Below are 26621 nucleotides of genomic sequence, written 5' to 3'. Positions count from 1 at the left end.
TAATGGTTAACCAAGCAGCAGCATCGCGAGCGGCAGCACCGGCAGCAGCGCGTCGACACGATCGAGCACGCCGCCGTGGCCCGGCAGCAGTCCGCTCGAATCCTTCACACCCGCCTGCCGCTTCAGCAGCGACTCGAACAGGTCGCCGATCACGCTGTACGCGACCAGCAGCGTCAGCGCGGCCCACGCGCCGGGCATCCCGTAACGAGCGGCAAATGCAGAAAACAGGGTCGGTTCGAATGCATGCGTGGCCATCGCGATACCGGCGACGACCATCACCGCGAACCAGCCGCCGATCGCACCTTCCCAGCTCTTGCCGGGGCTGATGGTGATGGCCAGTTTACGCTTTCCGAAGGCCTTGCCGGCGAAGTATGCGCCGATATCGGCCAACCAGACGACCAGAAGCAGCGACAGCACGAACGGTACGCCCTGCGCGCGGGCTGCGACGAGCGCGTGCCAGCAGGCGGCGAACACGACGAGGCCCGCGACCAGCAGGAACGGCCGCCAGACGCCGCCCGCGAGCGCGGGCTTGCGCCGCAGCGCGAACGGGCCGACCAGCAGCCAGAACACGCCGGCCGCCATGAAAAGGGGCCGGGACGATGCGGCATCGACGCCGAGCGGCGCGGTGACCGCGAGCGCGAGCGCCGCGACGACCGCATAGACGATCGGGCCCGCGCCGCCGAGCTTCAGCAGGCGCGCCCACTCCCACGCGGCGAACACGAGCACGACGCCGATCAGCGCGCCGAACCCATCGAGCGGCGCGAACAGCGTCACCGGCAGCAGCACTGCCAGCATCACGATCGCCGTGATCACACGGGTTTTCAGCATGAAAGGGAGTCGGCGTTCTGCGATTGCGGTTCGAGCTGCGCACTCGTGCGCCCGAAACGGCGCTCGCGCTCGGTATACGACGCCATCGCGTCGGCCAGTGCCGCGCCGTCGAAATCCGGCCAGTACTTGTCGGTGAAATAGAATTCGGCGTACGCGAGCTGCCACAGCAGGAAGTTGCTGACGCGCTGCTCGCCGCCGGTGCGGATGAAGAGATCGGGCTCCGGCGCGTAGGCCATTGCCAGGTGCGGCGCGAACGCGTCCTCGGTCACTTCGACCTCGCGACCTTCGCGCACGGCCTGCTCGACGAGCTTCTTCGTCGCCTGCAGGATGTCCCACCGGCCGCCGTAGTTGGCTGCGATGGTGAGCGTCAGACGGGTATTGCGCGCCGTCTTGGTTTCGGCGCGGCGGATCAGTTCGCGGATGCGCGGCTCGAAACGGTCGAGATCGCCGACGACACGCAGGCGGATCCCGTTCGCATGCAGCTTGCCCACTTCGCGCTCGAGCGCGGTGATGAACAAGCGCATCAGGAACGACACTTCGTCGTTCGGCCGGCGCCAGTTTTCCGAACTGAACGCGAACAGCGTCAGGTATTCGACGCCGGCGCGCGCGCAGCCTTCGACCACCGCCCGTACGGCATCGACGCCGCGGGTATGCCCCGCGACGCGCGGCAAGCGGCGTTCGGTCGCCCAACGGCCGTTGCCGTCCATGATGATCGCGATGTGACGCGGCACGACACCGACGTCAGGCACGCGAACGGTAGAGCTGGTATAGGTCATGGCCGTTGAGACAGTAATGCGGGAAGAAGGCGGCGCGCGAGGACGGTCGTCAGACCGTCATGATCTCGGCTTCCTTGGTCTGCACGAGCTTGTCGATTTCGGCAACGTGCTTGTCGGTCAGCTTCTGCACGTCGTCGCTCGCACGGCGCTCGTCGTCTTCCGAGATTTCCTTGTCCTTCACGAGCTTCTTCAGCGCTTCGTTCGCGTCGCGGCGCAGGTTGCGGACGGCGACCTTGGCCGTTTCGCCTTCGCTCTTCACGACCTTGGTCAGCTCGCGGCGGCGCTCTTCCGTCAGCGCGGGCATCGGCACGCGGATCAGGTCGCCGGACGTCGCCGGATTCAGGCCCAGATCGGCTTCGCGGATGGCCTTCTCGACCTTCGCGACCATGTTCTTTTCCCACGGCTGCACGCCGATCGTGCGCGCGTCGACGAGCGTCAGGTTCGCGACCTGCGAGATCGGCACCATCGAGCCGTAGTAGTCGACCTGCACGTGATCGAGCAGACCGGTGTGTGCACGGCCCGTACGGATCTTGGCCAGATCGTTCTTGAACGCTTCGATCGAGCGCTGCATCTTTTGCTCGACGCCCTTCTTGACATCAGCGACACTCATTTCAACCTCCGAACCTTCAAACCATCAAACCTTCAAAGAACGCGAGCCCCGCCCGACGCATGTCGCGCGCCGCGGCCGGCAACCCGCGCCGGTCGCCCGCATCCGCGGGAGTTTACACGTGGACGAGCGTACCTTCGTCCTCGCCCAGCACGATGCGCTTGAGCGCGCCCGGCTTGTTGATCGAAAACACGCGAATCGGCAGCTTCTGGTCGCGGCACAGCGCAAACGCCGTCGCGTCCATCACCTGCAGGTTGCGGCTGATCGCCTCGTCGAAGCTGATCGTCGCGTAGCGCGTGGCCGACGGATCCTTCTTCGGATCGGCAGAATATACGCCATCGACCTTGGTCGCCTTCAGCACGACCTCGGCGCCCACTTCCGAGCCGCGCAGCGCGGCGGCGGTGTCCGTCGTGAAGAACGGGTTGCCGGTGCCGGCCGCGAAGATCACGACGCGGCCTTCCTCGAGCTGACGGATCGCGCGGGGCCGGATGTACGGCTCGACGACCTGATCCATGCGCAGCGCGGACTGCACGCGCGCCTCGATGCCGGCGTGGCGCATCGCGTCCTGCAGCGCCAGCGCGTTCATCATCGTCGCCAGCATCCCCATGTAGTCGGCCGTCGCGCGGTCCATCCCGGCCGCGCCGCCCGCGACGCCGCGGAAAATATTACCGCCACCGATCACGACCGCGAGCTGCGTCCCGAGACGCACGACTTCCGCGATATCGGCCACCATCCGTTCGATCGTCGCGCGATTGATGCCGAAGGCATCGTCGCCCATCAGCGCTTCGCCGGAGAGTTTGAGGAGGACGCGTTTATAGGCATTGGACATAGGGGCTTCCGAGCGACGAGAGGATGACAACCACGAACTGTAGGGGCGAAATACTGATTCGGGCAAGCGCCGCCGACCGGACCGGGGTTCCCGGCCGGCCGGCGACGCCGCCGGCCGCGGCGGAGCGGACGCCCGCCGCGGATACTGCCTGACTGCTTACTGCTGCTTTGCTGCTGCGACTTGCGCGGCCACTTCGGCGGCGAAGTCGTCCTGGCGCTTCTCGATGCCTTCGCCGACGACGAACAGCGCGAACTTCTGCACTGCGGCATTCGCTGCCTTCAGCATCTGCTCGATCGTCTGCTTGTCGTTCTTCACGAACGGCTGGTTCAGCAGCGACACTTCCTTCAGGTACTTCTGGACGCTGCCGTCGACCATCTTCGCGACGATTTCGGCCGGCTTGCCCGATTCGGCAGCCTTCTGCTCGGCCACGCGGCGCTCCGTCTCGATCAGTTCCGCCGGCACGTCGGCCGACGACAGCGCGACCGGCTTCATCGCGGCGATGTGCATCGCGACGTCCTTGCCGACCTGCTCTTCCGCGCCCGTGTACTCGACGATCACGCCGATACGCGCGCCGTGCAGGTACGTGGCGATCTTGTTCGCGGTTTCGAAACGGACGAAACGGCGGATCGACACGTTCTCGCCGATCTTGCCGATCAGCGCGAGACGCACTGCGTCGACGGTCGAGCCTTCGAGCGGCAGCGCCGACAGCGCGCCCACGTCGGCCGGGTTCTGCGTCGCGACGAGTTCCGCGACCGTCTTCGAGAAGGCGAGGAAGTCGTCGTTCTTCGCGACGAAGTCGGTTTCGCAGTTCAGCTCGACCAGCGCGCCGGCGTTGCCGCCGACGAACGATGCGACGACGCCTTCCGCCGTCACGCGCGATGCGGCCTTGCTCGCCTTGTTGCCGAGCTTGACGCGCAGCAGTTCTTCAGCCTTGGCCAGATCGCCGTCGGCTTCCGTCAGCGCCTTCTTGCACTCCATCATCGGTGCGTCGGTCTTTGCGCGCAGTTCTGCCACCATGCTTGCGGTAATTGCCGCCATCATTCGCTCCTTGAGTCTGTGTTCACAACGCCGCCCGCTTGGACGCGAACGGCCGAGATTCGTTTCCGGACCCGCGCCGATTCGGCGCGATCAGGTCCGGCGCACAAGCTTAAAAAAAGGGGGCCTGTTGAGAGCCCCCTTTTTGCGCCGGCTCGGGGCCAGTTACGCGTTTTCCTCGACGTACTCGTCGTCGCCGCGCGCCGCCTGGACCACTTCGTTGACCGCGTTCGCACGGCCTTCGAGGATCGCGTCGGCCACGCCTTCAGCGTACAGCGCGACTGCCTTGCTCGAGTCGTCGTTGCCCGGGATCACGTAGTCCACACCTTCCGGCGAGTGGTTCGTGTCGACCACGGCGATGACCGGCACGCCCAGCTTGTTCGCTTCCGTGACGGCGATCTTGTGGTAGCCGACGTCGATGACGAAGATCGCGTCCGGAATGCCGCCCATGTCCTTCACGCCGCCGATCGACTTCTGCAGCTTGGCGATTTCACGTTCGAACAGCAGCGCTTCCTTCTTGCTCATCTTCTCGGTTTCGCCCGATTCGACAGCCGCTTCCATGTCCTTCAGGCGCTTGATCGATACCTTCAGCGTCTTGAAGTTGGTCATCATGCCGCCGAGCCAGCGTGCGTTGACGTACGGCATGCCCGCACGTTGCGCTTCCTGGGCGATCGTGTCACGCGACTGGCGCTTCGTGCCGACGAACAGGATCGTGCCGCGGTTCGCTGCCAGCTGGCGCACGTACTTCTGTGCGTCCGTGAACATCGGCAGCGTCTTTTCGAGGTTGATGATGTGAATCTTGTTGCGGTGACCGAAAATGAACGGAGCCATCTTCGGGTTCCAGAAGCGCGTCTGGTGACCGAAGTGGACACCCGCTTCCAGCATTTGGCGCATCGTAACTGCCATGTAAATTCTCCACGAGGGTTGGGTCTTAAGCCGGCTGCCGTACCGCCGCGCGAACCCGCCCGAAGGGCGAGCATGCCGCGCGGCCGGCACCCTGGGTGCGCCGGCTTGCGATTCGACACGTGCAAGATGCCCGTGCCGTAAGCCTTTCACCGCGATGCCGCCCCAACATGGGGACAATTCGGCATTTGGATATCGACTTAGCCAAAGAGTATAGCACGCGGATTTGTCCGCTCTCAAGTCGCGCGGCACTTTCGCTTGCCGCGCGGCAGCGGGCCGGACAATCGGCGAAAACCCGCAGCCGCGCGGCCGGCAGGGGCTGCGAGGCCCGCCATAAGGTGCGATAATCCGTCAATTCACCGCATTCCAGGCATACCTCGATGGCTATTACGCTCAAAAACGAACACGATATCGCGGAGATGCGCGTTGCCTGCCGTCTCGCGAGCGAAGTGCTCGACTTCATCACGCCGCACGTCGTCGCGGGCGTCACGACCGCCGAACTCGACCGGCTCTGCCACGAGTTCATGCTCAACGAGCAGGGCACGATCCCCGCGCCGCTGAACTACCAGCCGCCCGGCTATCCGCCGTACCCGAAGGCCACCTGCATTTCGGTCAACGACGTGATCTGCCACGGCATTCCCGGCGAGAAGGTGATCAAGAACGGCGATGCGCTGAACATCGACATCACCGTGATCAAGAACGGCTATTTCGGCGACACCAGCCGGATGTTCATCGTCGGCGAGGGGTCGATCCTCGCGAAGCGCCTCGTGCAGACGACCTACGAATGCATGTGGCTCGGCATCGACCAGGTCAAGCCCGGCGCGCACCTCGGCGACATCGGCTACGCGATCCAGAAGCACGCGGAAGCGCAAGGCTACAGCGTCGTGCGCGAATACTGCGGCCACGGCATCGGCACGGTGTTCCACGAGGATCCGCAGGTCGTCCACTATGGCCGCCCGGGCACCGGCATCGAGCTGAAGGCCGGGATGATCTTCACGATCGAGCCGATGATCAACGCCGGCAAGCGCGACATCCGCACGATGCCCGACCAGTGGACGGTCAAGACGCGCGACCGCAGCCTGTCCGCCCAGTGGGAGCACACGGTGCTCGTCACCGAAACCGGCTACGAAGTGCTGACCGTGTCGGCCGGCACGCCGGCGCGCCCCGTGTTCGCGCAACCGGCCGCCGCCGTCTGAGCGCCGTCGCGCCCGCCCGCCCACTTCCGCACCTGAACGGCCGCCCATGAGCGCTCACGCTGCCCCCTCGCCCGAAGCGCTGTCGCGGCGCGCCGAATTCAAGGCCGCCAAGACGGAGATGCTCGAGCGCTTTCGCCGCGCGGCGAACGTCGCGCCGCTGATGCACGCGCTGTCGAAACTCACCGACGACGCACTGAAGCGCGTGTGGGACGAATGCGGGCTGCCCGCGACGCTCGCACTCGTCGCCGTCGGCGGCTACGGGCGCGGCGAGCTCGCGCCCTATTCCGACGTCGACATCCTCGTGCTGCTGCCCGATGCGCACGACCCGGCGCTCGACGCGCGCATCGAGCGCTTCATCGGAATGGCGTGGGATCTCGGCCTCGAGATCGGCAGCAGCGTGCGGACGGTCGCACAGTGCATCGAGGAGGCGTCGCAGGACGTCACGGTGCAGACCTCGCTGCTGGAAGCGCGCCGCATCGTCGGCAGCACCGCGCTGTTCGAGCGCTTCACCGTGCGCTACCACGAAGCGCTCGACGCACGCGCGTTCTTCACCGCGAAGGTGCTCGAGATGCGCCAGCGCCACGCGAAGTTCCAGGACACGCCGTACAGCCTCGAACCGAACGTGAAGGAGAGCCCCGGCGGGCTGCGCGACCTGCAGACGATCCTGTGGATCGCGCGCGCGGCCGGCTTCGGCAGCAGCTGGCGCGAACTCGACACGCGCGGCCTCATCACCGATCGCGAAGCGCGCGAGCTGCGCCGCAACGAAGGCTTCCTGAAGACGCTGCGCGCGCGGCTGCACGTGATCGCCGGACGCCGTCAGGACATGCTCGTGTTCGACCTGCAGACGCAGGCCGCCGAAAGCTTCGGCTACCAGCCCACGCAGGCCAAGCGCGCGAGCGAGCAGCTGATGCGCCGCTACTACTGGGCAGCGAAAGCCGTCACGCAGCTCGCGACGATCCTGATCCAGAACATCGAGGCGCAGCTCTTCCCCGCGACGAGCGGCATCACGCGCGTGCTGTCGGCCGATCGCTTCGTCGAGAAACAGGGGATGCTCGAGATCGTCGACGACGGCGTGTTCGAACGCCATCCCGACGCGATCCTCGAAGCGTTCCTGCTGTACGAAACGACGCGCGGCGTGAAGGGCCTGTCCGCCCGCACGCTGCGCGCGCTGTACAATTCGCGCGAAATCATGAACAACGCGTGGCGCCGCGATCCGCAGAACCGCGACACGTTCATGCGGATCCTGCAGCAACCCGAAGGGATCACGCACGCGTTCCGGCTGATGAACCAGACGAGCGTGCTCGGCCGCTATCTGCTGAATTTCCGCCGCATCGTCGGGCAGATGCAGCACGACCTGTATCACGTATATACGGTCGACCAGCACATCCTGATGGTGCTGCGCAACATCCGCCGCTTCGCGGTGGCCGAGCATGCGCACGAATACCCGTTCTGCAGCCAGCTGATCGGCAACTTCGAGCGCCCGTGGGTGCTGTATGTCGCGGCGCTGTTCCACGACATCGCGAAGGGCCGCGGCGGCGATCACTCGACGCTCGGAATGGCCGACGCGCGGCGCTTCTGCCGCGAGCACGGCATCGCCGGCGACGACGCGGCGCTGATCGTGTGGCTCGTCCAGCATCACCTGACGATGAGCCAGGTCGCGCAGAAACAGGACACGAGCGACCCCGAAGTCATCAAGCGCTTCGCCGAGGTCGTCGGCAACGAACGGTATCTCACCGCGCTCTACCTGCTGACCGTCGCCGATATCCGCGGCACGAGCCCGAAGGTGTGGAACACGTGGAAGGGCAAGCTGCTCGAGGATCTCTACCGCATCACGCTCGCGGTGCTCGGCGGCGCGAACCCCGACGCGCATTCGGAGCTGAAGTCGCGGCAGGAGCAGGCGCTCGCGCTGCTGCGCCTGGAAACCGTGCCCGACGATGCGCACCGCGCGTTGTGGGATCAGCTCGACGTCGGCTTCTTCCTGCGTCACGACGCGGCCGACATCGCGTGGCAGACGCGCGTGCTGTACCGGCACGTGAACGCCGAAACCGCGATCGTCCGCGCGCGGCCGTCGCCGATCGGCGACGCGCTGCAGGTACTCGTGTACGTGAAGGACCGCCCCGACCTGTTCGCGGGCATCTGCGCGTATTTCGACCGCAACGGGCTGTCGGTGCTCGATGCGCGCGTCAGCACGACGCGGCACGGCTATGCGCTCGACAACTTCATCGTCACGCAGACCGAACGCGACGTGCGCTACCGCGACATCGCGAATCTCGTCGAACAGCAACTCGCGACGCGGCTCGCCGAAACCGCACCGCTGCCGGAGCCGTCGAAGGGCCGCCTGTCGAGGCTGTCCCGGACGTTTCCGATCACGCCGCGCGTCGACCTGCGGGCCGACGAGCGCGGTCAGTACTACATCCTGTCCGTGTCCGCCAACGACCGGCCGGGCCTTCTCTATTCGATCGCGCGCGTACTCGCCGAACATCGGATCGGCGTCCATGCGGCGCGGATCAATACGCTCGGCGAGCGCGTCGAAGACATCTTCCTGCTCGCGGGCGCCGGCCTGTCCGACAACCGCCTGCAGATCCAGCTCGAAACCGAATTGCTGCGTGCGATCGCAGTCTGAATGAATCCCCAGCGTTTATGCGCACCAAATTAACCGTCAAGAATCCGAAGCCGGCGTCGCCGACTCGCGCCCCCGTCCGCTCCGGCAGCCTCGTCGCCCGCAAGGCGGTGCGCCCCGCCGCGCCGCCCGCCGGGGACAAGCCGGCCCGCCCGAAGAAGGCGTCTTCGGCAGCCGCCGGCGACCGCCCGTTCAAGCCGCGCGGTGCCGCAGGCGCCGAGCGCCCGGGTGCGGATCGCGCACCGGCCAAGCGTGCGCCGCGTGACGGCGGTGCCGAACGCGGCCCGCGAGCCCCGTATCGCGACAACGCAGCCGGCGAAGGTGCGAAGCGCAGTTTCGGCGACCGTCGCACGTCGTCCGATCGCCCGCCGCGCCGCAGCGACGACGATACGCGTCCGCGTCGTGCGGCAGGTGGTGACGACAGCAAGCGTCCGTCCTACCGCGACAACACAGCCGGCGAAGGCGCGAAGCGCAGCTTCGGCGATCGTCGTACGCCGTCGGATCGCCCGCCACGACGCAGCGACGACGATGCGCGTCCGCGTCGTGCGGCAGGTGGTGACGACAGCAAGCGTCCGTCCTATCGTGACAAGGCAACCGGCGAAGATGCGAAGCGCAGCTTCGGCGATCGCCGCACGCCGTCGGATCGCCCGCCGCGCCGCAGCGATGACAATGCGCGTCCGCGCCGTGCGGCAGGTGGTGATGACAGCAAGCGTCCGCGCCGTGCGGCAGGTGGTGATGACAGCAAGCGTCCGCCCTATCGTGACAAGGCAGCCGGCGAAGATGCGAAGCGCACCTTCGGCGACCGTCGTACGCCGTCGGATCGCCCGCCGCGCCGCAGCGATGACGATGCGCGTCCGCGCCGTGCGGCAGGTGGTGATGACAGCAAGCGTCCGTCCTACCGCGACAAGGCAACCGGCGAAGGTGCGAAGCGCAGCTTCGGCGACCGCCGCACGCCGTCCGATCGCCCGCCGCGCCGCAGCGATGACGATGCGCGTCCGCGCCCTGCGGCAGGTGGTGACGACAGCAAGCGTCCGTCCTATCGTGACAAGACAGCCGGCGAAGGCGCGAAGCGCAGCTTCGGCGACCGCAGCACGCCGTCCGATCGCCCGCCGCGCCGCAACGACGACGATGCGCGTCCGCGCCGTGCGACAGGCGGTGACGACAGCAAGCGCCCGTCCTACCGCGACAAGGCAACCGGCGAAGGCGCGAAGCGCAGCTTCGGCGACCGCCCGGCCCAGCCCGCGCGCGACGGCGAGCGCCGTTCGTTCGGCGCGGTGAAGACCGCGCAACCCGTCAAGCGCGCGGCGGCCGACGTCGACTACGGCGACGAAACGGGCCTGATGCGCCTGTCGAAACGGATGTCCGAACTCGGCATGTGCTCGCGCCGCGAAGCCGACGAATGGATCGAAAAAGGCTGGGTGCTCGTCGACGGCGAACGCATCGACACGCTCGGCACCAAGGTGCGCGCCGACCAGAAGATCGAGATCGACGAGCGCGCGAGCGCCGCGCAGGCCGCGCAAGTGACGATCCTGCTGCACAAGCCGGTCGGTTACGTGTCGGGCCAGGCGGAAGACGGCTACGAGCCGGCGGCCGTGCTGATCACGCGCGCGAACCGCTGGAGCGGCGATCATTCGCCGGTGCGCTTCTCGCCGCAGCACCTGCATGCGCTCGCACCGGCCGGCCGTCTCGACATCGACTCCACCGGCCTGCTCGTGCTGACGCAGAACGGCGTGATCGCGAAGCAGCTGATCGGCGAGCAGTCGGACATCGACAAGGAGTACCTGGTGCGCGTGCGCTTCGGCGAACGACTGCTCGACATCGATCAGCACTTCCCGGCGGAATCGCTCGCGAAGCTGCGCCACGGCCTCGAGCTCGACGGCGTCGCGCTGAAGCCCGCGCTGGTGAGCTGGCAGAACGGCGAGCAGTTGCGGTTCGTGCTGCGCGAAGGCAAGAAGCGCCAGATCCGCCGCATGTGTGAACTGGTCGGCCTCGACGTGATCGGCCTGAAGCGTGTGCGGATGGGCCGCGTGATGCTCGGCGCGCTGCCGCAGGGCCAATGGCGCTACCTGTCCGCCGACGAGACGTTCTGACCTCGGGCACGTCACGTGCACCCGCCATGAAAAAACCCGCTTGCGCGGGTTTTTTCTTTTCCACGGGAGCGCGGCCGATCAGTCGTCGTCGGCCGGATCGAGGCCCGGGAACAACACCTCGGTGAAGCCGAAGCGCGTGAAGTCGGTAATCCGCATCGGATACAGCTTGCCGATCAGGTGATCGTATTCGTGCTGGACCACCCGCGCGTGGAACCCCTCGGCGACACGATCGATCTTCTCGCCGAACTGGTCGAAGCCGCTGTAGCGCACTTTCGCGTAGCGGCTGACGACGCCACGCATGCCCGGCACCGACAGGCAGCCTTCCCAGCCCTCTTCCATCTCCGGCGGCATGTACTCGATCTTCGGGTTGATCAGCACGGTCTCGGGCACCGGCGGCGCATCCGGGTAGCGGTTGTTGTTGCCGAAGCCGAAGATGATGATCTGCAGCCCGATGCCGATCTGCGGCGCGGCCAGCCCGGCGCCGTTCGCGTGGTGCATCGTCTCGAACATGTCCGCGACGATCTCGTGCAGCTCGGCGGTATCGAACCGCTCGACCGGTTGGGCGACTTCGAGCAGGCGCGGATCGCCCATCTTCAGGATCTCGCGAATCATGGCGTATTGCCCTCCAGGAGTTGGTGCAGACCGTCTTCGTCCAGCACGGGGATGCCGAGTTCCTCGGCCTTCGCGAGCTTGCTGCCGGCTTCGGCGCCCGCGACCACGTAATCCGTCTTCTTCGATACCGAACCCGCCACCTTGGCGCCCGCCGCTTCGAGCATCTCCTTCGCCGCATCGCGCGTGAGATTCGGCAGCGTGCCCGTCAGCACGACGGTCTTGCCCGCGAGCACACCCTGCGGCGCCTTCGGCGCGGGCGGCCCTTCCGGCCACGTGACCTTGCCCGGCGCGCGCAACTGCTCGATCACGGTCCGGTTGTGCTCCTCCGCGAAGAACTGATGGAGCGATTCGGCGACGATCGGCCCGACGTCGTTGACTTCGAGCAGTTCCTCGATCGACGCGTCCATGATCGGCGTCAGCGAGCCGAAATGCTTCGCGAGATCCTTCGCGGTCGATTCGCCGACATGACGGATGCCGAGCCCGTAGATGAAGCGCGCGAGCGTCGTATGCTTCGCCTTCTCGAGCGAATCGAGCAGATTCTGCGCGGACTTCTCGGCGAACCGGTCGAGTTCGGCCAGCGTCGCGAAGCCGAGATTGAACAGGTCGGCCGGCGTACGTACCAGTTTCAGTTCGACGAGCTGGTCGATGATCTTCTCGCCGAGGCCGTCGATGTCGAGCGCGCGGCGCTGCGCGAAATGCCACAGCGCCTGCTTGCGCTGCGCCGGGCAGAACAGCCCGCCCGTGCAGCGCGCGATCGCCTCGTCCGGCAGGCGCTCGATCTTCGAGCCGCACACCGGACATTCGGTCGGCATCACGAATTCGGCCGCATCCGCCGGGCGCCGGTCGAGCAGCGCGCCGACGACTTCCGGAATCACGTCGCCCGCGCGGCGCACGATCACGGTGTCGCCGATCCGGATGTCCTTGCGGCGCACTTCGTCCTCGTTGTGCAGCGTCGCATTGGTCACGGTCGCACCGCCGACGAACACCGGCTCGAGACGCGCGACCGGCGTGATCGCGCCGGTACGGCCGACCTGCACGTCGATCGCGACGAGCTTCGTCAGCGCTTCCTGCGCGGGAAACTTGTGCGCGAGCGCGAAGCGCGGCGCACGCGACACGAAGCCGAGCCGCTCCTGCTCGTCGCGCCGGTTGACCTTGTAGACGACGCCGTCGATGTCGTACGGCAGCGAATCGCGCTTCTCGCCGACCTTGCGGAAGAAATCGAGCAAGCCTTCGGCGCCGTGCACGACCGCGCGCTCGCGGTTCACCGGCAGGCCGAACGCCTCGTACCAGTCGAGCAGCGCGCTGTGCGTGTCGGGCATCGGCATGCCGTCGAGCACGCCGATTCCGTACGAGAAGAACGACAGCGGACGCTGCGCGGTGATCTTCGAGTCGAGCTGGCGCAGGCTGCCGGCCGCCGCGTTGCGCGGGTTCGCGAATTCGCGCTGCTCGGCCGCGCGCTGGCGCTCGTTCAGGCGTGCGAAATCGCGCTTGAACATCAGCACCTCGCCGCGCACGTCGAGCAAGGCCGGCACGTGCTTGCCCTTCAGCTTGAGCGGAATCGAGCGGATCGTGCGCACGTTCTCGGTCACGTCCTCGCCCGTCGTCCCGTCGCCGCGCGTCGATGCCTGCACGAACACGCCGTGCTCGTAGCGCAGCGAAATCGCGAGGCCGTCGAACTTCAGTTCGCACGCGTATTCGACGGGCTCCGTCACCGAGCCGGCGAGATCGGTCGTCTTGGCGAGCGCGTCGGCGACGCGCTTGTCGAACGCGACGACGTCCTCGTCGGCGAAGCCGTTGTTCAGCGACAGCATCGGCGCATCGTGGACGACTGGCGTGAAGCCGCCGGCCGCTTCGCCACCGACGCGCTGCGTCGGCGAATCGGGCGTCACGAGTTCGGGATGGTCGGTTTCGAGTTGCTGCAGCTCACGGAACAGCCGGTCGTATTCCGCGTCGGGCAGATCCGGCTGGTCGAGCACGTAATAGGCGTAGTTCGCCCGCTCGAGTTGGTCGCGCAGCCACGCGGCGCGCGCGTCGGGCTGGCTGGCTGGCGGTTCGGCTTGGGTTCGGGCCATGCTGGCGGCAGATTCGTTCTGAAAAAATCGGATGCCCGATTATCTCAGTTTGACGTCGCGGCGGGGCACGCAATGCGGGCCCGATGACATGCTGCAGCGCACACGAAACGGTGCGCGCCGCAGCGACGAACGACGGCGCCGCCGAGCGCCGTCCGCGCCGTCGCGTTACTGGCTGAAGAGACGGCGCGTGACCGGCGAACCGGCCGGGATGCCGGCTTCCTCGAGCTTCGCATACAGCTTCATCAGCTGCTGCTCGATCGCGAGCAGTGTCGACTCCGGCAGCGGCCGGCGCGAATCGTCGACGACGCGTGCGCCGATCCGCTCGGACAGCGACTTCGCGTAATCGCACATCAGCCGGAACGGCAGGATGTCCTCTTCGGCCACCGGCACGTCGAGCACCAGCGTGATCATGTTGCCGCCCTTGTACGTCAGGTCGTCGCGCAGGAAGTTCGTATCGCCGAACTGCAGCATGAACACCGGGTTCTGCTTCGCGTCGAGCTTCACGAAACGCGTGCCGTCGCGCGACAGCAGCAGCCCGTCCTGGGAAGCGACCGCCTGCACGTAGTTCGCGGACCACGGCGCGCCGTCCGACATCACGTTGATCGACAGCTGTGCGTCGCACTGCGCGGCAAACGCGTCGAGCTCGCGCGCCATCGCGACCGTTTCCATCATGTCCGGGAATTCCGGCGCGCCGTCGATCGCGTCGGCGAACTGCTGGACGCCCGTCACGAATTCGGAGAATTCGAGCTCGTTCAGCGCGCCGCCGCGGTTCGCGAGCTGCGCGGCCGCGCGCAGCTCTTCATAGCGCACGCCGTTCTGCAGCAGCTCCCACTGGCCGCCTTCCGGCTTGCCTTCGATATGCACGGGCTTGCTGCCCGCGCGGCGCAGCCGCTGCGCAAACGGCAGGATCTTGTCGCCCGGCAGCGGCCCGGTGAGGCGGATCGGCACGATGCAGTCGATGCGGCGGTCGACGATCGCGGGCGGCGTCGACGAGATCGTCGTCGCGGCCGGCATCACCGGTTCGGTCGGCTCGGCCGGTTCGGCCGCCGCTTCGCGTGCGGCGGCGGGTACGGCTTCTTCACCGGCCGCCGGTTCAGTCGATTCCGACGACGTGTCGACGCCCGTCGCCTCGGCCTGCAGGTCGGCCGGCGTATCGGCCGGTGCCGCGCCGCCGGCGCCCCCGCCGAACGTCGGCTCGACGCGCGCGGCTTCGGCCGCGGCCGTCGTCGTCGCCGCGACCGGTGCCGCGGGCTCGCGGCGCACCGGCTGACGCACCGGTTCGATGAACGGCAACTCTTCGTCGCGCTCGGGGCGGTTCATCGCCTCGGCCGCTTCCTCCGGCATCGGGCGCGGCATCCTGCGCCGCACTTTCGCGCCCTGCCATGCGTTGTAGACCACGACGCCGCCCACCACGACGGCGCCCGCGCCGATCAAACCGAGTGTCAACTCGTCCATGCACGCTCCATCAGCAATTCTTTTTCGTCGGGACCGCGAACGGGCGCCCATGCGCCGCGCGAACGCGATCCGGTTTCGTCAAACGTCAATTCTGGGCAAAACCCGCGGCGGTTTCCATGTCCACCGCAACGATCCGCGACACGCCCTGCTCCTGCATCGTCACGCCGATCAGCTGCTGCGCCATTTCCATCGCGATCTTGTTGTGCGAGATGAACAGGAACTGCGTCTTGTCGGACATCGCGCGCACGAGATTCGCGAAACGCTCGGTGTTCGCGTCGTCCAGCGGCGCGTCGACCTCGTCGAGCAGACAGAACGGCGCCGGGTTCAGCTGGAACATCGCAAACACCAGCGCGGTCGCGGTCAGCGCCTTCTCGCCGCCCGACAGCAGGTGAATCGTCGCGTTCTTCTTGCCGGGCGGCTGCGCCATCACCTGCACGCCGGCATCGAGAATCTCGTCGCCCGTCATGATCAGCTTCGCCTGGCCGCCGCCGAACAGGCGCGGGAACAGGTCGCTGAAATGACGGTTGACCTCGTCGAAGGTGCCCTGCAGCAGCGTGCGGGTTTCCTGGTCGATCTTGTGGATGGCGTCCTCGAGCGTCGTGATCGCGTCGATCAGGTCGGCCGATTGCGCGTCGAGGAACACCTTGCGCTCGCTCGCGGCCTTCAGTTCGTCGAGCGCGGCCATGTTGACCGGGCCGAGCGCATTGATCGCGTTGTTCAGGCGCGTGACTTCGCCCTGCAGGTACGACGGCTTCAGATCCGGCGTGAGCTTCTCGCTCAGCGCGGCCTCGTCGACCTCGGCCGTCGCGAGCTGCTCGGCGAACTGCTCGACGGCCAGGCGCGCGGCCTGCTCCTTCAGTTGCAGCTCGGTGATGCGGTCGCGCAGCGGCTGCAGCGAACGCTCGGCGACGAGTCGCTGCTCGTCCGACGCGCGCAGCTTCGCGGTCAGGTCGTCGAGCTCGATGCGCGCGGCCTGCAGCGCCTCTTCCTTCACCGCGCGAATCTCGAGCGCGTCCTGCAGGCCGGTGTGCGCGGTCTGCTCGTTGATCGTCTCGAGTTCGGCCCGCGCGTCTTCCAGCGACGCGGCGACGCGCTCGCTCTGCTCGTGCGCCACCTGGATCGTGCGCTTGAGTTCGTCGATCCGCGTCACCGCGTTGCGTGCGGCGAAGCGCGCGTCGTTCGCGCCGCGCTCGAGATCGCGCGCTTCCTGACGCGCCTGCGTCAGCGATTCGTCGAGCGACTCGAAGGCGAGCTGGTTGTCCTCAAAGCGCGCCTGCAGTTCCGCGAGCTCGCCGTCGAAGCGCTCGAAATTCGCTTCCGACTCGGCGCGCAGCGCACGCTGCTCTTCGATCTGCGCGCCGATTTCCTCGAGTTCCTCGCGGATCTGCGTGCTGCGCTGCGTATAGCGTTCGTGTGCCTGCGCGAGCTTCAGCACGTCCATCTGCAGCGCATGCACGCGCTGCGTCGCACGTTCGGCCTGCGCGCGCACGTCGCCGAGCGCCTGCGTGGCCTGCGTGTGCGCGGCTTCGGCACGCACGGCGGCCGTGCGCGCCTCGTCGGCGAGCAGCGCCTGCGCACGCACCTGCCGCGCGAGGTTTTCGATTTCCTGCTGGCGGGCCAGCATCCCGGCCTGCTCCGAATCGGCGGCGTACAGCTGCACGCCGACGCGCGTGACGATATGGCCGGCCTTGACGACGAACGCGCCGCCTGCCGGCAGTTGCGCGCGCGTCGCGAGCGCCTGCGCGACGTCGTCGGCGACGTAGACGTTCCCGAGCCAGTCGTTCAGCACCGCGCGGATGCCCGCGTCGTCGATGCGCACGAGCGACAGCACCGGCCGCAGCCCGGCCACCGCGGCGGGCGGCTCGCCGGCCGCGGGCGGCGCATAGAACGCGAGCTTCGCGGGCGGCGCATCGGTCGCGAATGCCTTCACCCAGTCGAGATTCGATACCTCGAGCGCGGCGAGACGCTCGCGCAGCACGGCCTCGAGCGCCGCTTCCCAGCCGGCCTCGACATGCAGCTTCTTCCACAGACGCGGCAGCGCGCCGAGCTCGTGCTTGTCGAGCCACGGCTGCACCTTGCCTTCGGTCTGCACGTTTTCCTGCAGCTGCTTCAGCGCGGCGAGGCGCGCCTCCAGCTGGTGGATCTGCGCGGCTTCGGCCTGCACGCGCTCCTGCGCGGCGCGGCGTTCGCCGTCGAGACGCGGCACCGTTTCCTGTGCGTCGGCAAGGCGCGCCTGCGCTTCCGCGAGGATCTCTTCCTGCTCGGCCAGCTGCATGCGCAACTCTTCGAGCTGCGTTTCGTCCGGCGCATCGAGCCCGCCCGCCTCGCTCTTCAGGCGCTCGTGGCGCTGCTGAAGCTGCTGGAGCTGCTGGTCGGCGTTGCGCTGGTGCGCGGCTTCGAGCTTCAGCGACTGCTCGGTCTGCGCGATCCGCGCGCGCTCGTCGTTGAGCTGCGCCTGTGCGTCGCGCCACTTCGCTTCGAGCGCCGGCAGCGCATCGTGCTTCGCGGCCGCGTTGTCCTCGGCGAGCGCGGCCTTCTCGTCGGCCATCGCGCGCGCCTCTTCGGCTTCCTCGAGCTCGTCCTGCGACTTCTCGGCCTGCGCGCGCCACTGCTCGCGCTGCGCGTTCAGCGCGGCGATCTGCGCCTGCACGCGATTGCGCGATTCGACGATGAACTTGATCTCGGCTTCGAGACGGCTCACCTCGGCGTTCGCCTCGTAGAGCGCGCCCTGCGCGCCCTGCATCGCGTCGCTGGCCGAGTAGTGCGCGACGCGCAGCGTCTCGAGCTGCGCCTCGACTTCGCGCAGCTTCGCCGTCTGCGCCTCGAGGTCGATCTGCGCCTGTTCGATCGCACGCTGCTGCTTCTGCTGCTCGCCGGCGGCCTCGTTCTTGCGCAGCAGCCACAGCAGGCGCTGCTTCTCCTCGCCGTCGGCGACGAGTTCCTTGTACTTGGTCGCGACCACGGCCTGCGACTCGAGCTTCTCGAGATTCGCGCCGAGTTCGCGCACGATGTCCTCGACGCGCGTCAGGTTCTCGCGCGTGTCGTGCAGGCGGTTCTCGGTCTCGCGGCGGCGTTCCTTGTACTTCGACACGCCGGCGGCTTCCTCGAGGAACACGCGCAGCTCTTCCGGCTTCGCCTCGATGATCCGCGCGATCATGCCCTGCCCGATGATCGCGTACGCACGCGGCCCGAGGCCCGTGCCGAGGAAGATGTCCTGGATGTCGCGGCGGCGCGCCGGCAGGTTGTTGATGTAGTAGCTCGACGTGCCGTCGCGCGTCAGCACGCGCTTGACGGCGATTTCGCCGTACTGGCCCCACTGCCCGGCCGCGCGGCCGTCGGAGTTGTCGAAGATCAGTTCGACGCTGGCCCGGCTGCCGGGCTTGCGGGCGGTCGAACCGTTGAAGATCACGTCCTGCATCGATTCGCCGCGCAACTCGGACGCGCGCGACTCGCCGAGCACCCAGCGCACGGCATCGATGATGTTGGACTTGCCGCATCCGTTCGGGCCGACCACGCCGACAAGCTGGCCCGGAACCTGGAAATGCGTGGGATCGACGAAGGATTTGAAGCCAGCGAGTTTGATCGAGCTCAGACGCACGGCGGTATCGGATGTGAAGAAGGTGTGAAACGGACGGGGCCGCACGGCGCGGGGCCGGAGAGCCCCTGCGCGCCACGCGCCCCGGAATTCAAAAACGGGGCCGCGCGCATCCAGCGTTGGGCCCCGCAAACGGCTTCCATCATACCATCGCGCGTGCGCCGTCCCGACCGTCGCCGGGTTTGTCCGGTGCCGGCGCGGCACGATGGACCCGGCTCGACAGCAGCGTCGCGAGTACGATGCACGCGCCGCCCGCCCACTCGCGCGCGCTCGGCAGCTCGTTCGCGAACACCCACGCCGACAGCGCGGTGATCACGATCTCGAACAGCATGATGATCGACGCGCGGTTCGCCGGCACGCGCGCGAGGCCGTACTGGACGAGTAGGTTGTTCGACGCCATCGTCACGCCGATCGCCGCGATGATCAGCGCGGCCACGCCCAGCTGAGGGCTCGCCGGCGCGGCCGGCAGCCCTTCGAACAGCGACGCGATCGCGCCGAACACGGCCGCGCCGCCGAACAGCGTCGCGGTGCGCATTTCGGCGCGCATGTCGGGCAGCTCGCGGCTCGCCTTGATCACCAGCACGTTGCTCATCGCGAAGCTCAGCCCGGCCGCGAGGCCCGCCCATTCGGCCGGGTTGGCCGGCAGCGGCAAGCCGAGCGTCGGCGACCACAGCATCAGCATCGCGCCGCCGATCGACAGCGCAGCGAGCCCCGCGCCGGCCCAGGTCAGCCGTTCGCGCAGCAGGAAGTGCGCGTAGATCGCGGTCCAGGCCGGCGTCAGGTAGAACAGCAGCATCACGCGCAGCACCTCGCCGTGGATCGTGCCCCATACGAACCCGAGGTTCGTCACGCCGGCCGTCACCGCGATGCCCGGCAGCACCCAGTGCCAGCGCAGCGTCGCGATCGTGCGGTGCCGCGCGACGATCACGAACAGGAACGCGACGAGGCTCGTCAGCGCGCTCGCGAGCGTGCCCGTCACGCCGAGCGACGCGAGGATCCGCAGCGGATACCAGATCAGGCCCCACACCGACGCGCCGATCAGGATGGCCAGCGTCGGCAGGCTGCCGCGTACCGCGTTGTTCATTTGGTTCGATACCCTTTATTCGACCGGCCCGGCCGCCGCTCCGGCAGGCCGTGACCGCATTCCGTCACGCTATAATCGTCCGCTGCGACCCGCGCGCCCGACGCGCCCGTTCGCAGCCGCGCGGCGCGCCCGCCGCTTCTTTCGCTCCAACCGGCCGCGATGGCCGCTTCGCCCGTGAACCCTCGACTCGACTCGCTCCAGCCCTATCCCTTCGAAAAGCTGCGCGCCCTGTTCAAGGACGTGACGCCTTCCGGCGACCTCAAACCGATCAGCTTCGGCATCGGCGAGCCCAAACATGCGACGCCGGCGCTGATCCGCGAGGCCGTGGTGGCCGCGCTCGACGGCCTCGCGTCGTACCCGGCCACGGCCGGCTCGGACGCGCTGCGCACGTCGATCGCGCACTGGATCGAGCGCCGCTACGGGCTGCCGGCGATCGATCCGGCCACCCAGGTGCTGCCGGTGTCGGGCTCGCGCGAGGCGCTGTTCTCGCTCGCGCAGACCGTGATCGATGCACGGCCGTCCGCGCAGGGCGAGAAGGCGATCGTACTCTGTCCGAATCCTTTCTATCAAATTTACGAAGGCGCGGCGCTCCTGGCCGGTGCCGAACCCTATTTCGCGAACAGCGACCCGGCGCGCAACTTCGCGTGCGACTACGCGGCCGTGCCCGATGACGTGTGGGCGCGCACGCAGCTGCTGTACGTATGCTCGCCCGGCAACCCGACGGGCGCCGTGCTGACGCTCGACGACTGGCGCGAGCTGTTCGCGCTGTCGGACCGCCACGGTTTCGTGATCGCGTCCGACGAGTGCTATTCGGAAATCTATTTCGACGAAGCGGCGCCGCCGCTCGGCGGCCTCGAGGCCGCGCATCGCCTCGGCCGCGGCTTCGAGCGGCTCGTGATGCTGTCGAGCCTGTCGAAGCGCTCGAACGTGCCGGGCATGCGCTCGGGCTTCGTCGCCGGCGACGCCGCGCTGCTGAAGAAATTCCTGCTGTACCGCACGTACCACGGCGCCGCGCTGTCGCCGGTCTGGCAGCACGCGAGCATCGCCGCGTGGAACGACGAGGCGCACGTGCGCGAGAATCGCGCGCTGTACCTCCAGAAGTTCAATACGGTCACGCCGATGCTCGCCGACGTGATCGACGTGAAGCTGCCCGACGCCGCGTTCTACCTGTGGGCCAACGTGTCGCGCACCGGCCTGTCGGACACCGAGTTCGCCCGCCGCCTGTACGCCGACTATAATGTGACGGTTCTGCCCGGCTCGTACCTCGCGCGCGATGCGCACGGCACGAACCCGGGCCGCGATTTCATCCGGATCGCGCTCGTCGCGGGCACCCCCGAATGCGTCGAGGGCGCGCAACGCATCGTCGATTTCTGCCGCTCTCTCGCGCGGTAATCGTCCATCCCGATCAATTCCATCCATCTCCTGCGAAAACGAACATGTCGCAACAACTTCAGCAAATCATCGATACCGCCTGGGAAAACCGCGCCGAGCTGTCGCCGAAGGCCGCGCCCGCCGACGTCCGCGAAGCCGTCGCTCACGCGATCGAGCAGCTCGACAAAGGCGCACTGCGCGTCGCCGAGAAAATCGACGGCAACTGGACCGTGCACCAGTGGCTGAAGAAGGCCGTGCTGCTGTCGTTCCGCCTGGAGGACAACGCGCCGATGCCGGCCGGCGGCTACTCGCAGTTCTACGACAAGGTGCCGTCGAAGTTCGCGAACTACACGGCCGAAGATTTCGCCGCGGGCGGCTTCCGCGTCGTCCCGCCGGCCATCGCGCGCCGCGGCTCGTTCATCGCGAAGAACGTCGTGCTGATGCCGTCGTACACCAACATCGGCGCGTACGTCGACGAAGGCACGATGGTCGACACGTGGGCGACGGTCGGTTCGTGCGCGCAGATCGGCAAGAACGTGCACCTGTCGGGCGGCGTCGGTATCGGCGGCGTGCTCGAGCCGCTGCAGGCGAACCCGGTCATCATCGAGGACAACTGCTTCATCGGCGCGCGCTCGGAAGTCGTCGAAGGCGTGATCGTCGAGGAGAACTCGGTGATCTCGATGGGCGTGTACCTCGGCCAGAGCACGAAGATCTACGACCGCGAGACGGGCGAAGTCAGCTACGGCCGCATCCCGGCCGGCTCGGTCGTCGTCGCCGGCAACCTGCCGTCGAAGGACGGCTCGCACAGCCTGTACTGCGCGGTGATCGTGAAGAAGGTCGACGCGAAGACGCGTGCGAAGGTCGGCCTGAACGAACTGCTGCGAGGCGACTGATGGCGAAGCCGCACACCGTGGTCGTCTACGGCATTCCGAACTGCGACACCGTGAAGAAGGCCCGTGTGTGGCTCGACGATCACGGCGTCGAATTCGAGTTCCACGATTTCAAGAAGCTCGGCGTCAGCGCGCCGCTGATCGAAGACTGGCTGAAGGACGTGTCGCTCGACGCGCTCGTGAACAAGCGCGGCACCACGTGGCGCGGCCTGGACGACGCGATGAAGGCGGCCGCCGAAACCAAGACCGGCGCGGTCGCGCTGATGATCCACAAGCCGTCGGTCATCAAGCGCCCCGTGCTCGTCGTCAACGGCCGCGTGAAATCGCTCGGCTTCGTGGCCGATCAATACGCGGCGCTGTTTGCCGCATAGAGCCGCCCCGGCGCCCGCGGGCGCCGCCCGACGCCCTGTCGCTGCCGGCCACCGTGCCGGCATTTTTTATCGAAAGTGGTCCGAACCATGTCCGCCACCCTAGCCCTTACCGAACAACTAATCGCACGCGCGTCCGTGACGCCCGACGACCAGCACTGCCAGCAGATCATGACCGAGCGCCTCGCCGCGCTCGGCTTCGAATGCGAGACCATCGCGTCGCACGGCGTGACCAACCTGTGGGCCGTCAAGCGCGGCGCCGACGGCCGCGAGGGCAAGCTGCTCGCGTTCGCGGGCCACACCGACGTCGTGCCGACCGGCCCGCTCGAACAGTGGACCTCGCCGCCGTTCATCCCCGCCCATCGCGACGGCAAGCTGTACGGCCGCGGCGCGGCCGACATGAAGACGTCGCTCGCGGCGTTCGTCGTCGCGTCCGAGGAATTCGTCGCGGCCCATCCCGGCCACCGCGGCGCGATCGCGTTCCTGATCACGAGCGACGAGGAAGGCCCGGCCACCGACGGCACCGTGAAGGTCGTCGAACTGCTGCAGGAACGCGGCGAGCGGCTCGACTACTGCATCGTCGGCGAGCCGACGTCGAGCGCCGAGCTCGGCGACGTCGTCAAGAACGGCCGCCGCGGATCGATGTCCGGCGAACTCGTCGTCAAGGGCGTGCAAGGCCACATCGCGTATCCGCACCTCGCGAAGAACCCGATCCACCTGCTCGCGCCGGCGCTCGCCGAGCTCGCGGCCGAACAGTGGGACGAAGGCAACGAATACTTCCCGCCGACCACCTGGCAGGTGTCGAACCTGCACGCCGGCACCGGCGCGACCAACGTGATCCCCGGCCACGCCGACCTGCTGTTCAACTTCCGCTTCTCGACCGCGAGCACGGTCGAAGGCCTGCAGGCCCGCGTGCACGCGATCCTCGACAAGCATGGCCTCGAATACACGCTGAAGTGGTCGGTGAGCGGCCTGCCGTTCCTCACGCCGCGCGGCGAACTGTCGGGCGCGCTGGAAAACGCGATCCGCGCCGAGACCGGCATCACGACCGAGCTGTCGACGACGGGCGGCACGTCGGACGGACGCTTCATCGCGCGCATCTGCCCGCAGGTGATCGAGTTCGGCCCGCCGAACGGCAGTATCCACAAGATCGACGAGCACATCGAGGTGCGCTTCGTCGACCCGCTGAAGAACGTGTACCGACGCGTGCTCGAACAACTGATCGCCTGACGGAGCCTCGCATGACGACACCTTTTGCCACAATCCGCGACCTGCTGCGCTATGCGGTCACGCGCTTCTCGAAAGCGAAGCTCGCGTTCGGCCACGGTTCCGACAACGCGTACGACGAAGCGGCCTACCTCGTGCTGCATACGCTCGACCTGCCGCTCGACACGCTCGAGCCGTTCCTCGACGCGCGCCTGCTGCCCGACGAAATCGCGGCCGTGCTCGCGGTGATCGAACGACGCGCGACCGATCGCGTGCCGGCCGCCTACCTCACGCATGAAGCGTGGATGCACGGCCACCGCTTCTACGTCGACGAACGCGTGATCGTGCCGCGCTCGTTCATCGGCGAACTGCTCGACGACGGGCTGCAGCCGTATGTCGCCGATCCCGAGCAGGTCGGCGCGGTGCTCGAACTGTGCACCGGCTCCGGCTGCCTCGCGATCCTCGCGGCGAGCGCGTTCCCGAACGCCGAGATCGACGCGGTCGACCTGTCGGACAAGGCGCTAGAAGTCGCGGAAATCAACGTGCGCGACTACGGCCTCGAAGACCGCATCGGGCTGCACCGCGGCGACCTCTACGCGCCGCTGCCCGCGTTCCGCACCGATCCCGACTCGCGCTACGACGTGATCCTGACGAATCCGCCGTACGTGAACGCCGCGTCGATGGCCGCGCTGCCGCCCGAATACCGGCACGAGCCGGAAATGGCGCTCGCCGGCGGCGACGACGGGATGGACATCGTGCGACGCATCGTCGCCGACGCGCACCGCTGGCTGCATGACGACGGCGTGCTCGTCGTCGAGATCGGCAACGAGCGCGAGCACGTCGAAGCGGCGTTCGGCGGCCTCGAACTCACGTGGCTGCCCACCAGCGCGGGCGACGACGCCGTGTTCCTGATCCAGGCGTCGGACCTGCCGCGCAAGGCCTGAGCGTTTCCGTCTCGCCCGCCGTGCGGCGCACCGTTGCGCCGCACGGTTGGGTAAGATGCGCGTAGGCGGCCGCCCGGCTGCACGACCTCGGGAGTCCCTTCGGGAGTCCTTTACGCGCCCATGACCCTCGACTGGCTACATCTCGGCACCCTGATCCTGACCGTCCACGTGCTCGGAATCGTCGCGGCGTGCCACGCAATCATGAACACGCGCACGTCGCAAGGCGCGATCGCGTGGGCCGTCTCGCTCACGGCCATGCCGTACCTGACGCTCGTTCCGTACCTGTTCCTCGGCCGCAGCAAATTCTCCGGCTACGTCGACGCCCGCCGCCACGAGCTGGAAATGTTGCGCACGCACACACCGCGCTCGCCGTGGCGCACCACCGACGCGACCGACGGGCCGGCCGCCGACGCGCTGGGCCAGGCCGCCGTGCTCGCGCTCACGCGGCTCGGCGGCATGCCGTTCCTCGGCGGCAATTCGGTGCGCACGCTCGTGAACGGCGACGCGACGTTCTCGGCCATCCTGTCGGCGATCGACGCCGCGCGCGACTACGTACTCGTCCAGTTCTTCATCGTGCGCGACGATGCGCTCGGCCGGATGCTGCGCGACGCGCTGCTCGCGCGCGCGGCCGCCGGCGTACGCTGCTGCCTGCTGTATGACAGCATCGGCAGCTTCGACCTGCCGCACGGCTACGTCGACGCATTGCGCCGGGGCGGCGTCGAGGTCCATCCGTTCGCGACCAACCGGAAATTCGTCAACCGCTTCCAGCTGAACTTCCGCAACCATCGCAAGATCGTCGTCGTCGACGGCAATCGCGCGTTCGTCGGCGGCCACAACGTCGGCGTCGAATATCTCGGCGCGAACCCGCGCCTGTCGCCATGGCGCGATACCCACATCGAGATACGCGGCCCCGTGGTGGCGAGCATCCAGTACGTGTTCGCCGAAGACTGGCATTGGGCGACGCAGAAGCTGCCGCCCATCGCGCTGCCGCCGCCCGCGCAACCCGGCGACGGCATGCATTGCCTCGCGGTGCCGATGGGGCCGGCCGACAAGCAGGAAACCGGCTCGCTGTTCTTCGTCGAATCGATCAATGCGGCCCGCGAGCGGGTCTGGATCACCACGCCGTACCTCGTTCCCGACGAAGCCGTGCTCTGCGCGCTGAAGCTCGCCGTGATGCGCGGCGTCGACGTACGCATCCTGATCCCGAGCCGGCGCGACCACTACGTCGTGTTCGAGGCGTCCAAGCTTTACGCGCGCGACCTCATCGATGCGGGCGTGAAGGTGTTCCGCTACCGGCCCGGCTTCCTGCACCAGAAGGTCGTGCTGATCGACCGCGTCGCGGCGGCGATCGGCAGCGCGAATCTCGACAACCGCTCGTTCCGCCTCAATTTCGAGGTGATGGTGCTGACCGTCGACCCGGCGTTCGCCGACGAAGTCGAGACGATGCTCGATGCCGACTTCGCGCAGGCGTACGAGGTCGATGCGGACGAATACCGGCAGTCGCCCGCGTGGCGGCGCATCGCGATGCACGTCGCGCGGCTGTTCGCGCCGATCCTGTAACGGCCCTGACGACCGCCGCGCCCGCGCGATCCGCACCGGCGCGACACACGCCGCGCGGCGCCGTCACAGCAGCTTGTCGATGTCCGCGGCGATTTCCTCAGGCTTGGTGGACGGCGCGTAGCGCTTGACGATGCACCCTTCGCGGTCGATCAGGAATTTCGTGAAATTCCACTTGATCGCCTTGAGGCCGAGAATGCCGGGCGCCTCGTCGGTCAGGTAGCGATACAGCGGATGCGCATGGTCGCCCTTCACGTCGATCTTCGCGAACATCGGGAAGGTGACGCCGTAGTTGCGCTCGCAGAACGCGCCGATCTGCGCGGCGTCGCCCGGCTCCTGCTTGCCGAACTGGTTGCACGGGAAGCCGAGCACGAAGAAGCCGCGCGCCGAGTACTGGTCGTACAGCTTCTGCAGACCCGCGTACTGCGGCGTGAAACCGCACTCGCTCGCGGTATTGACGATCAGCAGCACCTTGCCGCGATACGCATCGAGCGATACCGGCGCACCGGCGAGCGTCTCTGCGCTGAATGAATACAGGGTGGACATCGGGCACTCCTTTACGAAACCGGATCGACGTGGAGTC

General features: G+C 67.6%; 21 protein-coding genes. 9 read left to right on the top strand and 12 right to left on the bottom strand.

Annotated elements, in window-relative coordinates; genetic code table 11:
* Positions 1-6 precede the first annotated feature (6 nt).
* The 6 genes from C4B30_RS11280 to rpsB all read right to left on the bottom strand — a co-directional run bounded on the left by C4B30_RS11280 (position 7) and on the right by rpsB (position 4981).
* Positions 7-828 (bottom strand): phosphatidate cytidylyltransferase, encoded by an 822-nt coding sequence (locus tag C4B30_RS11280; protein ID WP_027784769.1) that lies wholly within the window; start codon positions 826-828, stop codon positions 7-9.
* Positions 822-1604 carry a polyprenyl diphosphate synthase gene (gene uppS / locus C4B30_RS11275; protein WP_006478494.1) on the bottom strand — a complete coding sequence of 261 codons (783 nt, stop codon included), beginning with the start codon at positions 1602-1604 and terminating at the stop codon, positions 822-824. Before uppS ends, C4B30_RS11280 begins: the two co-directional genes overlap by 7 nt.
* Positions 1605-1653: 49 nt before the next feature.
* Complete coding sequence (frr, locus tag C4B30_RS11270) at positions 1654-2214, bottom strand: ribosome recycling factor (RefSeq protein ID WP_027784770.1); 561 nt, start codon at positions 2212-2214, stop codon at positions 1654-1656.
* 112 nt (positions 2215-2326) lie between these two features.
* A complete protein-coding gene (pyrH, locus tag C4B30_RS11265) occupies positions 2327-3040 on the bottom strand; it encodes a UMP kinase (protein ID WP_027784771.1) in 714 nt (237 codons plus the stop codon).
* Between the two features lie 156 nt (positions 3041-3196).
* On the bottom strand, positions 3197-4078 hold the full coding sequence (gene tsf / locus C4B30_RS11260) for a translation elongation factor Ts (protein ID WP_027784772.1): 882 nt from the start codon (positions 4076-4078) through the stop codon (positions 3197-3199).
* A gap of 162 nt (positions 4079-4240) precedes the next feature.
* On the bottom strand, positions 4241-4981 hold the full coding sequence (gene rpsB, locus C4B30_RS11255; RefSeq protein ID WP_006758564.1) for a 30S ribosomal protein S2: 741 nt from the start codon (positions 4979-4981) through the stop codon (positions 4241-4243).
* Positions 4982-5358: 377 nt separating this feature from the next.
* Here rpsB and map point away from each other — a divergent pair, with 377 nt between their 5' ends.
* Genes map through C4B30_RS11235 form a run of 3 tightly spaced genes read left to right on the top strand, consistent with a single transcriptional unit; the run spans position 5359 to position 10884 of the window.
* On the top strand, positions 5359-6174 hold the full coding sequence (map, locus tag C4B30_RS11245; RefSeq protein WP_012328760.1) for a type I methionyl aminopeptidase: 816 nt from the start codon (positions 5359-5361) through the stop codon (positions 6172-6174).
* A gap of 46 nt (positions 6175-6220) precedes the next feature.
* Positions 6221-8797: a [protein-PII] uridylyltransferase gene (locus tag C4B30_RS11240; protein WP_027784773.1), complete on the top strand. Its 2577-nt coding sequence runs from the start codon at positions 6221-6223 to the stop codon at positions 8795-8797.
* 17 nt (positions 8798-8814) lie between these two features.
* Entirely contained in the window at positions 8815-10884 is a 2070-nt protein-coding gene (locus C4B30_RS11235) for a pseudouridine synthase (protein WP_080681346.1), read from the top strand.
* Between the two features lie 78 nt (positions 10885-10962).
* Here C4B30_RS11235 and def read toward each other — a convergent pair whose 3' ends face one another.
* The 5 genes from def to C4B30_RS11210 form a co-directional block, all read right to left on the bottom strand.
* Complete coding sequence (gene def, locus C4B30_RS11230; protein ID WP_027784775.1) at positions 10963-11496, bottom strand: peptide deformylase; 534 nt, start codon at positions 11494-11496, stop codon at positions 10963-10965.
* Complete coding sequence (gene ligA, locus C4B30_RS11225; protein WP_027784776.1) at positions 11493-13568, bottom strand: NAD-dependent DNA ligase LigA; 2076 nt, start codon at positions 13566-13568, stop codon at positions 11493-11495. Before ligA ends, def begins: the two co-directional genes overlap by 4 nt.
* Positions 13569-13733: 165 nt before the next feature.
* Complete coding sequence (locus tag C4B30_RS11220; protein WP_027784777.1) at positions 13734-15023, bottom strand: cell division protein ZipA C-terminal FtsZ-binding domain-containing protein; 1290 nt, start codon at positions 15021-15023, stop codon at positions 13734-13736.
* Between the two features lie 85 nt (positions 15024-15108).
* A complete protein-coding gene (smc, locus tag C4B30_RS11215) occupies positions 15109-18621 on the bottom strand; it encodes a chromosome segregation protein SMC (RefSeq protein ID WP_027784778.1) in 3513 nt (1170 codons plus the stop codon).
* Between the two features lie 139 nt (positions 18622-18760).
* The gene (locus C4B30_RS11210) at positions 18761-19702 is read right to left on the bottom strand and encodes a DMT family transporter (protein ID WP_027784779.1); all 942 of its coding nucleotides are present in this window, start codon (positions 19700-19702) and stop codon (positions 18761-18763) included.
* 159 nt (positions 19703-19861) lie between these two features.
* On the opposite strand from C4B30_RS11210, the gene dapC reads away from it, so the two are divergent.
* The 6 genes from dapC (at position 19862) to cls (ending at position 26041) form a co-directional block, all read left to right on the top strand.
* The gene (dapC, locus tag C4B30_RS11205; RefSeq protein WP_027784780.1) at positions 19862-21094 is read left to right on the top strand and encodes a succinyldiaminopimelate transaminase; all 1233 of its coding nucleotides are present in this window, start codon (positions 19862-19864) and stop codon (positions 21092-21094) included.
* Between the two features lie 44 nt (positions 21095-21138).
* Positions 21139-21966 (top strand): 2,3,4,5-tetrahydropyridine-2,6-dicarboxylate N-succinyltransferase, encoded by an 828-nt coding sequence (dapD, locus tag C4B30_RS11200; RefSeq protein ID WP_006478479.1) that lies wholly within the window; start codon positions 21139-21141, stop codon positions 21964-21966.
* Positions 21966-22334, top strand: coding sequence for an ArsC family reductase (locus C4B30_RS11195; RefSeq protein WP_006478478.1), 369 nt, complete (start codon positions 21966-21968; stop codon positions 22332-22334). Before dapD ends, C4B30_RS11195 begins: the two co-directional genes overlap by 1 nt.
* A gap of 87 nt (positions 22335-22421) precedes the next feature.
* Positions 22422-23561 (top strand): succinyl-diaminopimelate desuccinylase, encoded by a 1140-nt coding sequence (dapE, locus tag C4B30_RS11190; protein ID WP_027784781.1) that lies wholly within the window; start codon positions 22422-22424, stop codon positions 23559-23561.
* 11 nt (positions 23562-23572) lie between these two features.
* Positions 23573-24481, top strand: coding sequence for a 50S ribosomal protein L3 N(5)-glutamine methyltransferase (gene prmB / locus C4B30_RS11185; protein WP_027784782.1), 909 nt, complete (start codon positions 23573-23575; stop codon positions 24479-24481).
* Between the two features lie 120 nt (positions 24482-24601).
* A complete protein-coding gene (gene cls / locus C4B30_RS11180; RefSeq protein WP_027784783.1) occupies positions 24602-26041 on the top strand; it encodes a cardiolipin synthase in 1440 nt (479 codons plus the stop codon).
* A 63-nt stretch (positions 26042-26104) separates the two neighbouring features.
* Here cls and C4B30_RS11175 read toward each other — a convergent pair whose 3' ends face one another.
* Positions 26105-26584 carry a glutathione peroxidase gene (locus C4B30_RS11175; protein ID WP_027784784.1) on the bottom strand — a complete coding sequence of 160 codons (480 nt, stop codon included), beginning with the start codon at positions 26582-26584 and terminating at the stop codon, positions 26105-26107.
* Between the last annotated feature and the right edge of the window lie 37 nt (positions 26585-26621).

The sequence above is a fragment of the Burkholderia sp. BE12 genome, assembly GCF_002959955.1.
Taxonomy (GTDB): Bacteria; Pseudomonadota; Gammaproteobacteria; order Burkholderiales; family Burkholderiaceae; genus Burkholderia.
This window is presented reverse-complemented; position numbering and strand designations above follow the sequence as displayed.

Excerpts from the sequence above, each read along its gene's own strand:
- C4B30_RS11210 (WP_027784779.1), bottom strand. The coding sequence starts at position 19,702 with ATGAACAACGCGGTACGCGGCAGCCTGCCGACGCTGGCCATCCTGATC.
- uppS (WP_006478494.1), bottom strand. The coding sequence starts at position 1,604 with ATGACCTATACCAGCTCTACCGTTCGCGTGCCTGACGTCGGTGTCGTG.
- tsf (WP_027784772.1), bottom strand. The coding sequence starts at position 4,078 with ATGGCGGCAATTACCGCAAGCATGGTGGCAGAACTGCGCGCAAAGACC.
- dapE (WP_027784781.1), top strand. The coding sequence starts at position 22,422 with ATGTCCGCCACCCTAGCCCTTACCGAACAACTAATCGCACGCGCGTCC.
- prmB (WP_027784782.1), top strand. The coding sequence starts at position 23,573 with ATGACGACACCTTTTGCCACAATCCGCGACCTGCTGCGCTATGCGGTC.
- map (WP_012328760.1), top strand. The coding sequence starts at position 5,359 with ATGGCTATTACGCTCAAAAACGAACACGATATCGCGGAGATGCGCGTT.
- rpsB (WP_006758564.1), bottom strand. The coding sequence starts at position 4,981 with ATGGCAGTTACGATGCGCCAAATGCTGGAAGCGGGTGTCCACTTCGGT.
- C4B30_RS11220 (WP_027784777.1), bottom strand. The coding sequence starts at position 15,023 with ATGGACGAGTTGACACTCGGTTTGATCGGCGCGGGCGCCGTCGTGGTG.
- frr (WP_027784770.1), bottom strand. The coding sequence starts at position 2,214 with ATGAGTGTCGCTGATGTCAAGAAGGGCGTCGAGCAAAAGATGCAGCGC.
- ligA (WP_027784776.1), bottom strand. The coding sequence starts at position 13,568 with ATGGCCCGAACCCAAGCCGAACCGCCAGCCAGCCAGCCCGACGCGCGC.
- C4B30_RS11280 (WP_027784769.1), bottom strand. The coding sequence starts at position 828 with ATGCTGAAAACCCGTGTGATCACGGCGATCGTGATGCTGGCAGTGCTG.
- pyrH (WP_027784771.1), bottom strand. The coding sequence starts at position 3,040 with ATGTCCAATGCCTATAAACGCGTCCTCCTCAAACTCTCCGGCGAAGCG.
- C4B30_RS11195 (WP_006478478.1), top strand. The coding sequence starts at position 21,966 with ATGGCGAAGCCGCACACCGTGGTCGTCTACGGCATTCCGAACTGCGAC.
- dapD (WP_006478479.1), top strand. The coding sequence starts at position 21,139 with ATGTCGCAACAACTTCAGCAAATCATCGATACCGCCTGGGAAAACCGC.
- C4B30_RS11235 (WP_080681346.1), top strand. The coding sequence starts at position 8,815 with ATGCGCACCAAATTAACCGTCAAGAATCCGAAGCCGGCGTCGCCGACT.
- C4B30_RS11175 (WP_027784784.1), bottom strand. The coding sequence starts at position 26,584 with ATGTCCACCCTGTATTCATTCAGCGCAGAGACGCTCGCCGGTGCGCCG.
- dapC (WP_027784780.1), top strand. The coding sequence starts at position 19,862 with ATGGCCGCTTCGCCCGTGAACCCTCGACTCGACTCGCTCCAGCCCTAT.
- def (WP_027784775.1), bottom strand. The coding sequence starts at position 11,496 with ATGATTCGCGAGATCCTGAAGATGGGCGATCCGCGCCTGCTCGAAGTC.
- cls (WP_027784783.1), top strand. The coding sequence starts at position 24,602 with ATGACCCTCGACTGGCTACATCTCGGCACCCTGATCCTGACCGTCCAC.
- C4B30_RS11240 (WP_027784773.1), top strand. The coding sequence starts at position 6,221 with ATGAGCGCTCACGCTGCCCCCTCGCCCGAAGCGCTGTCGCGGCGCGCC.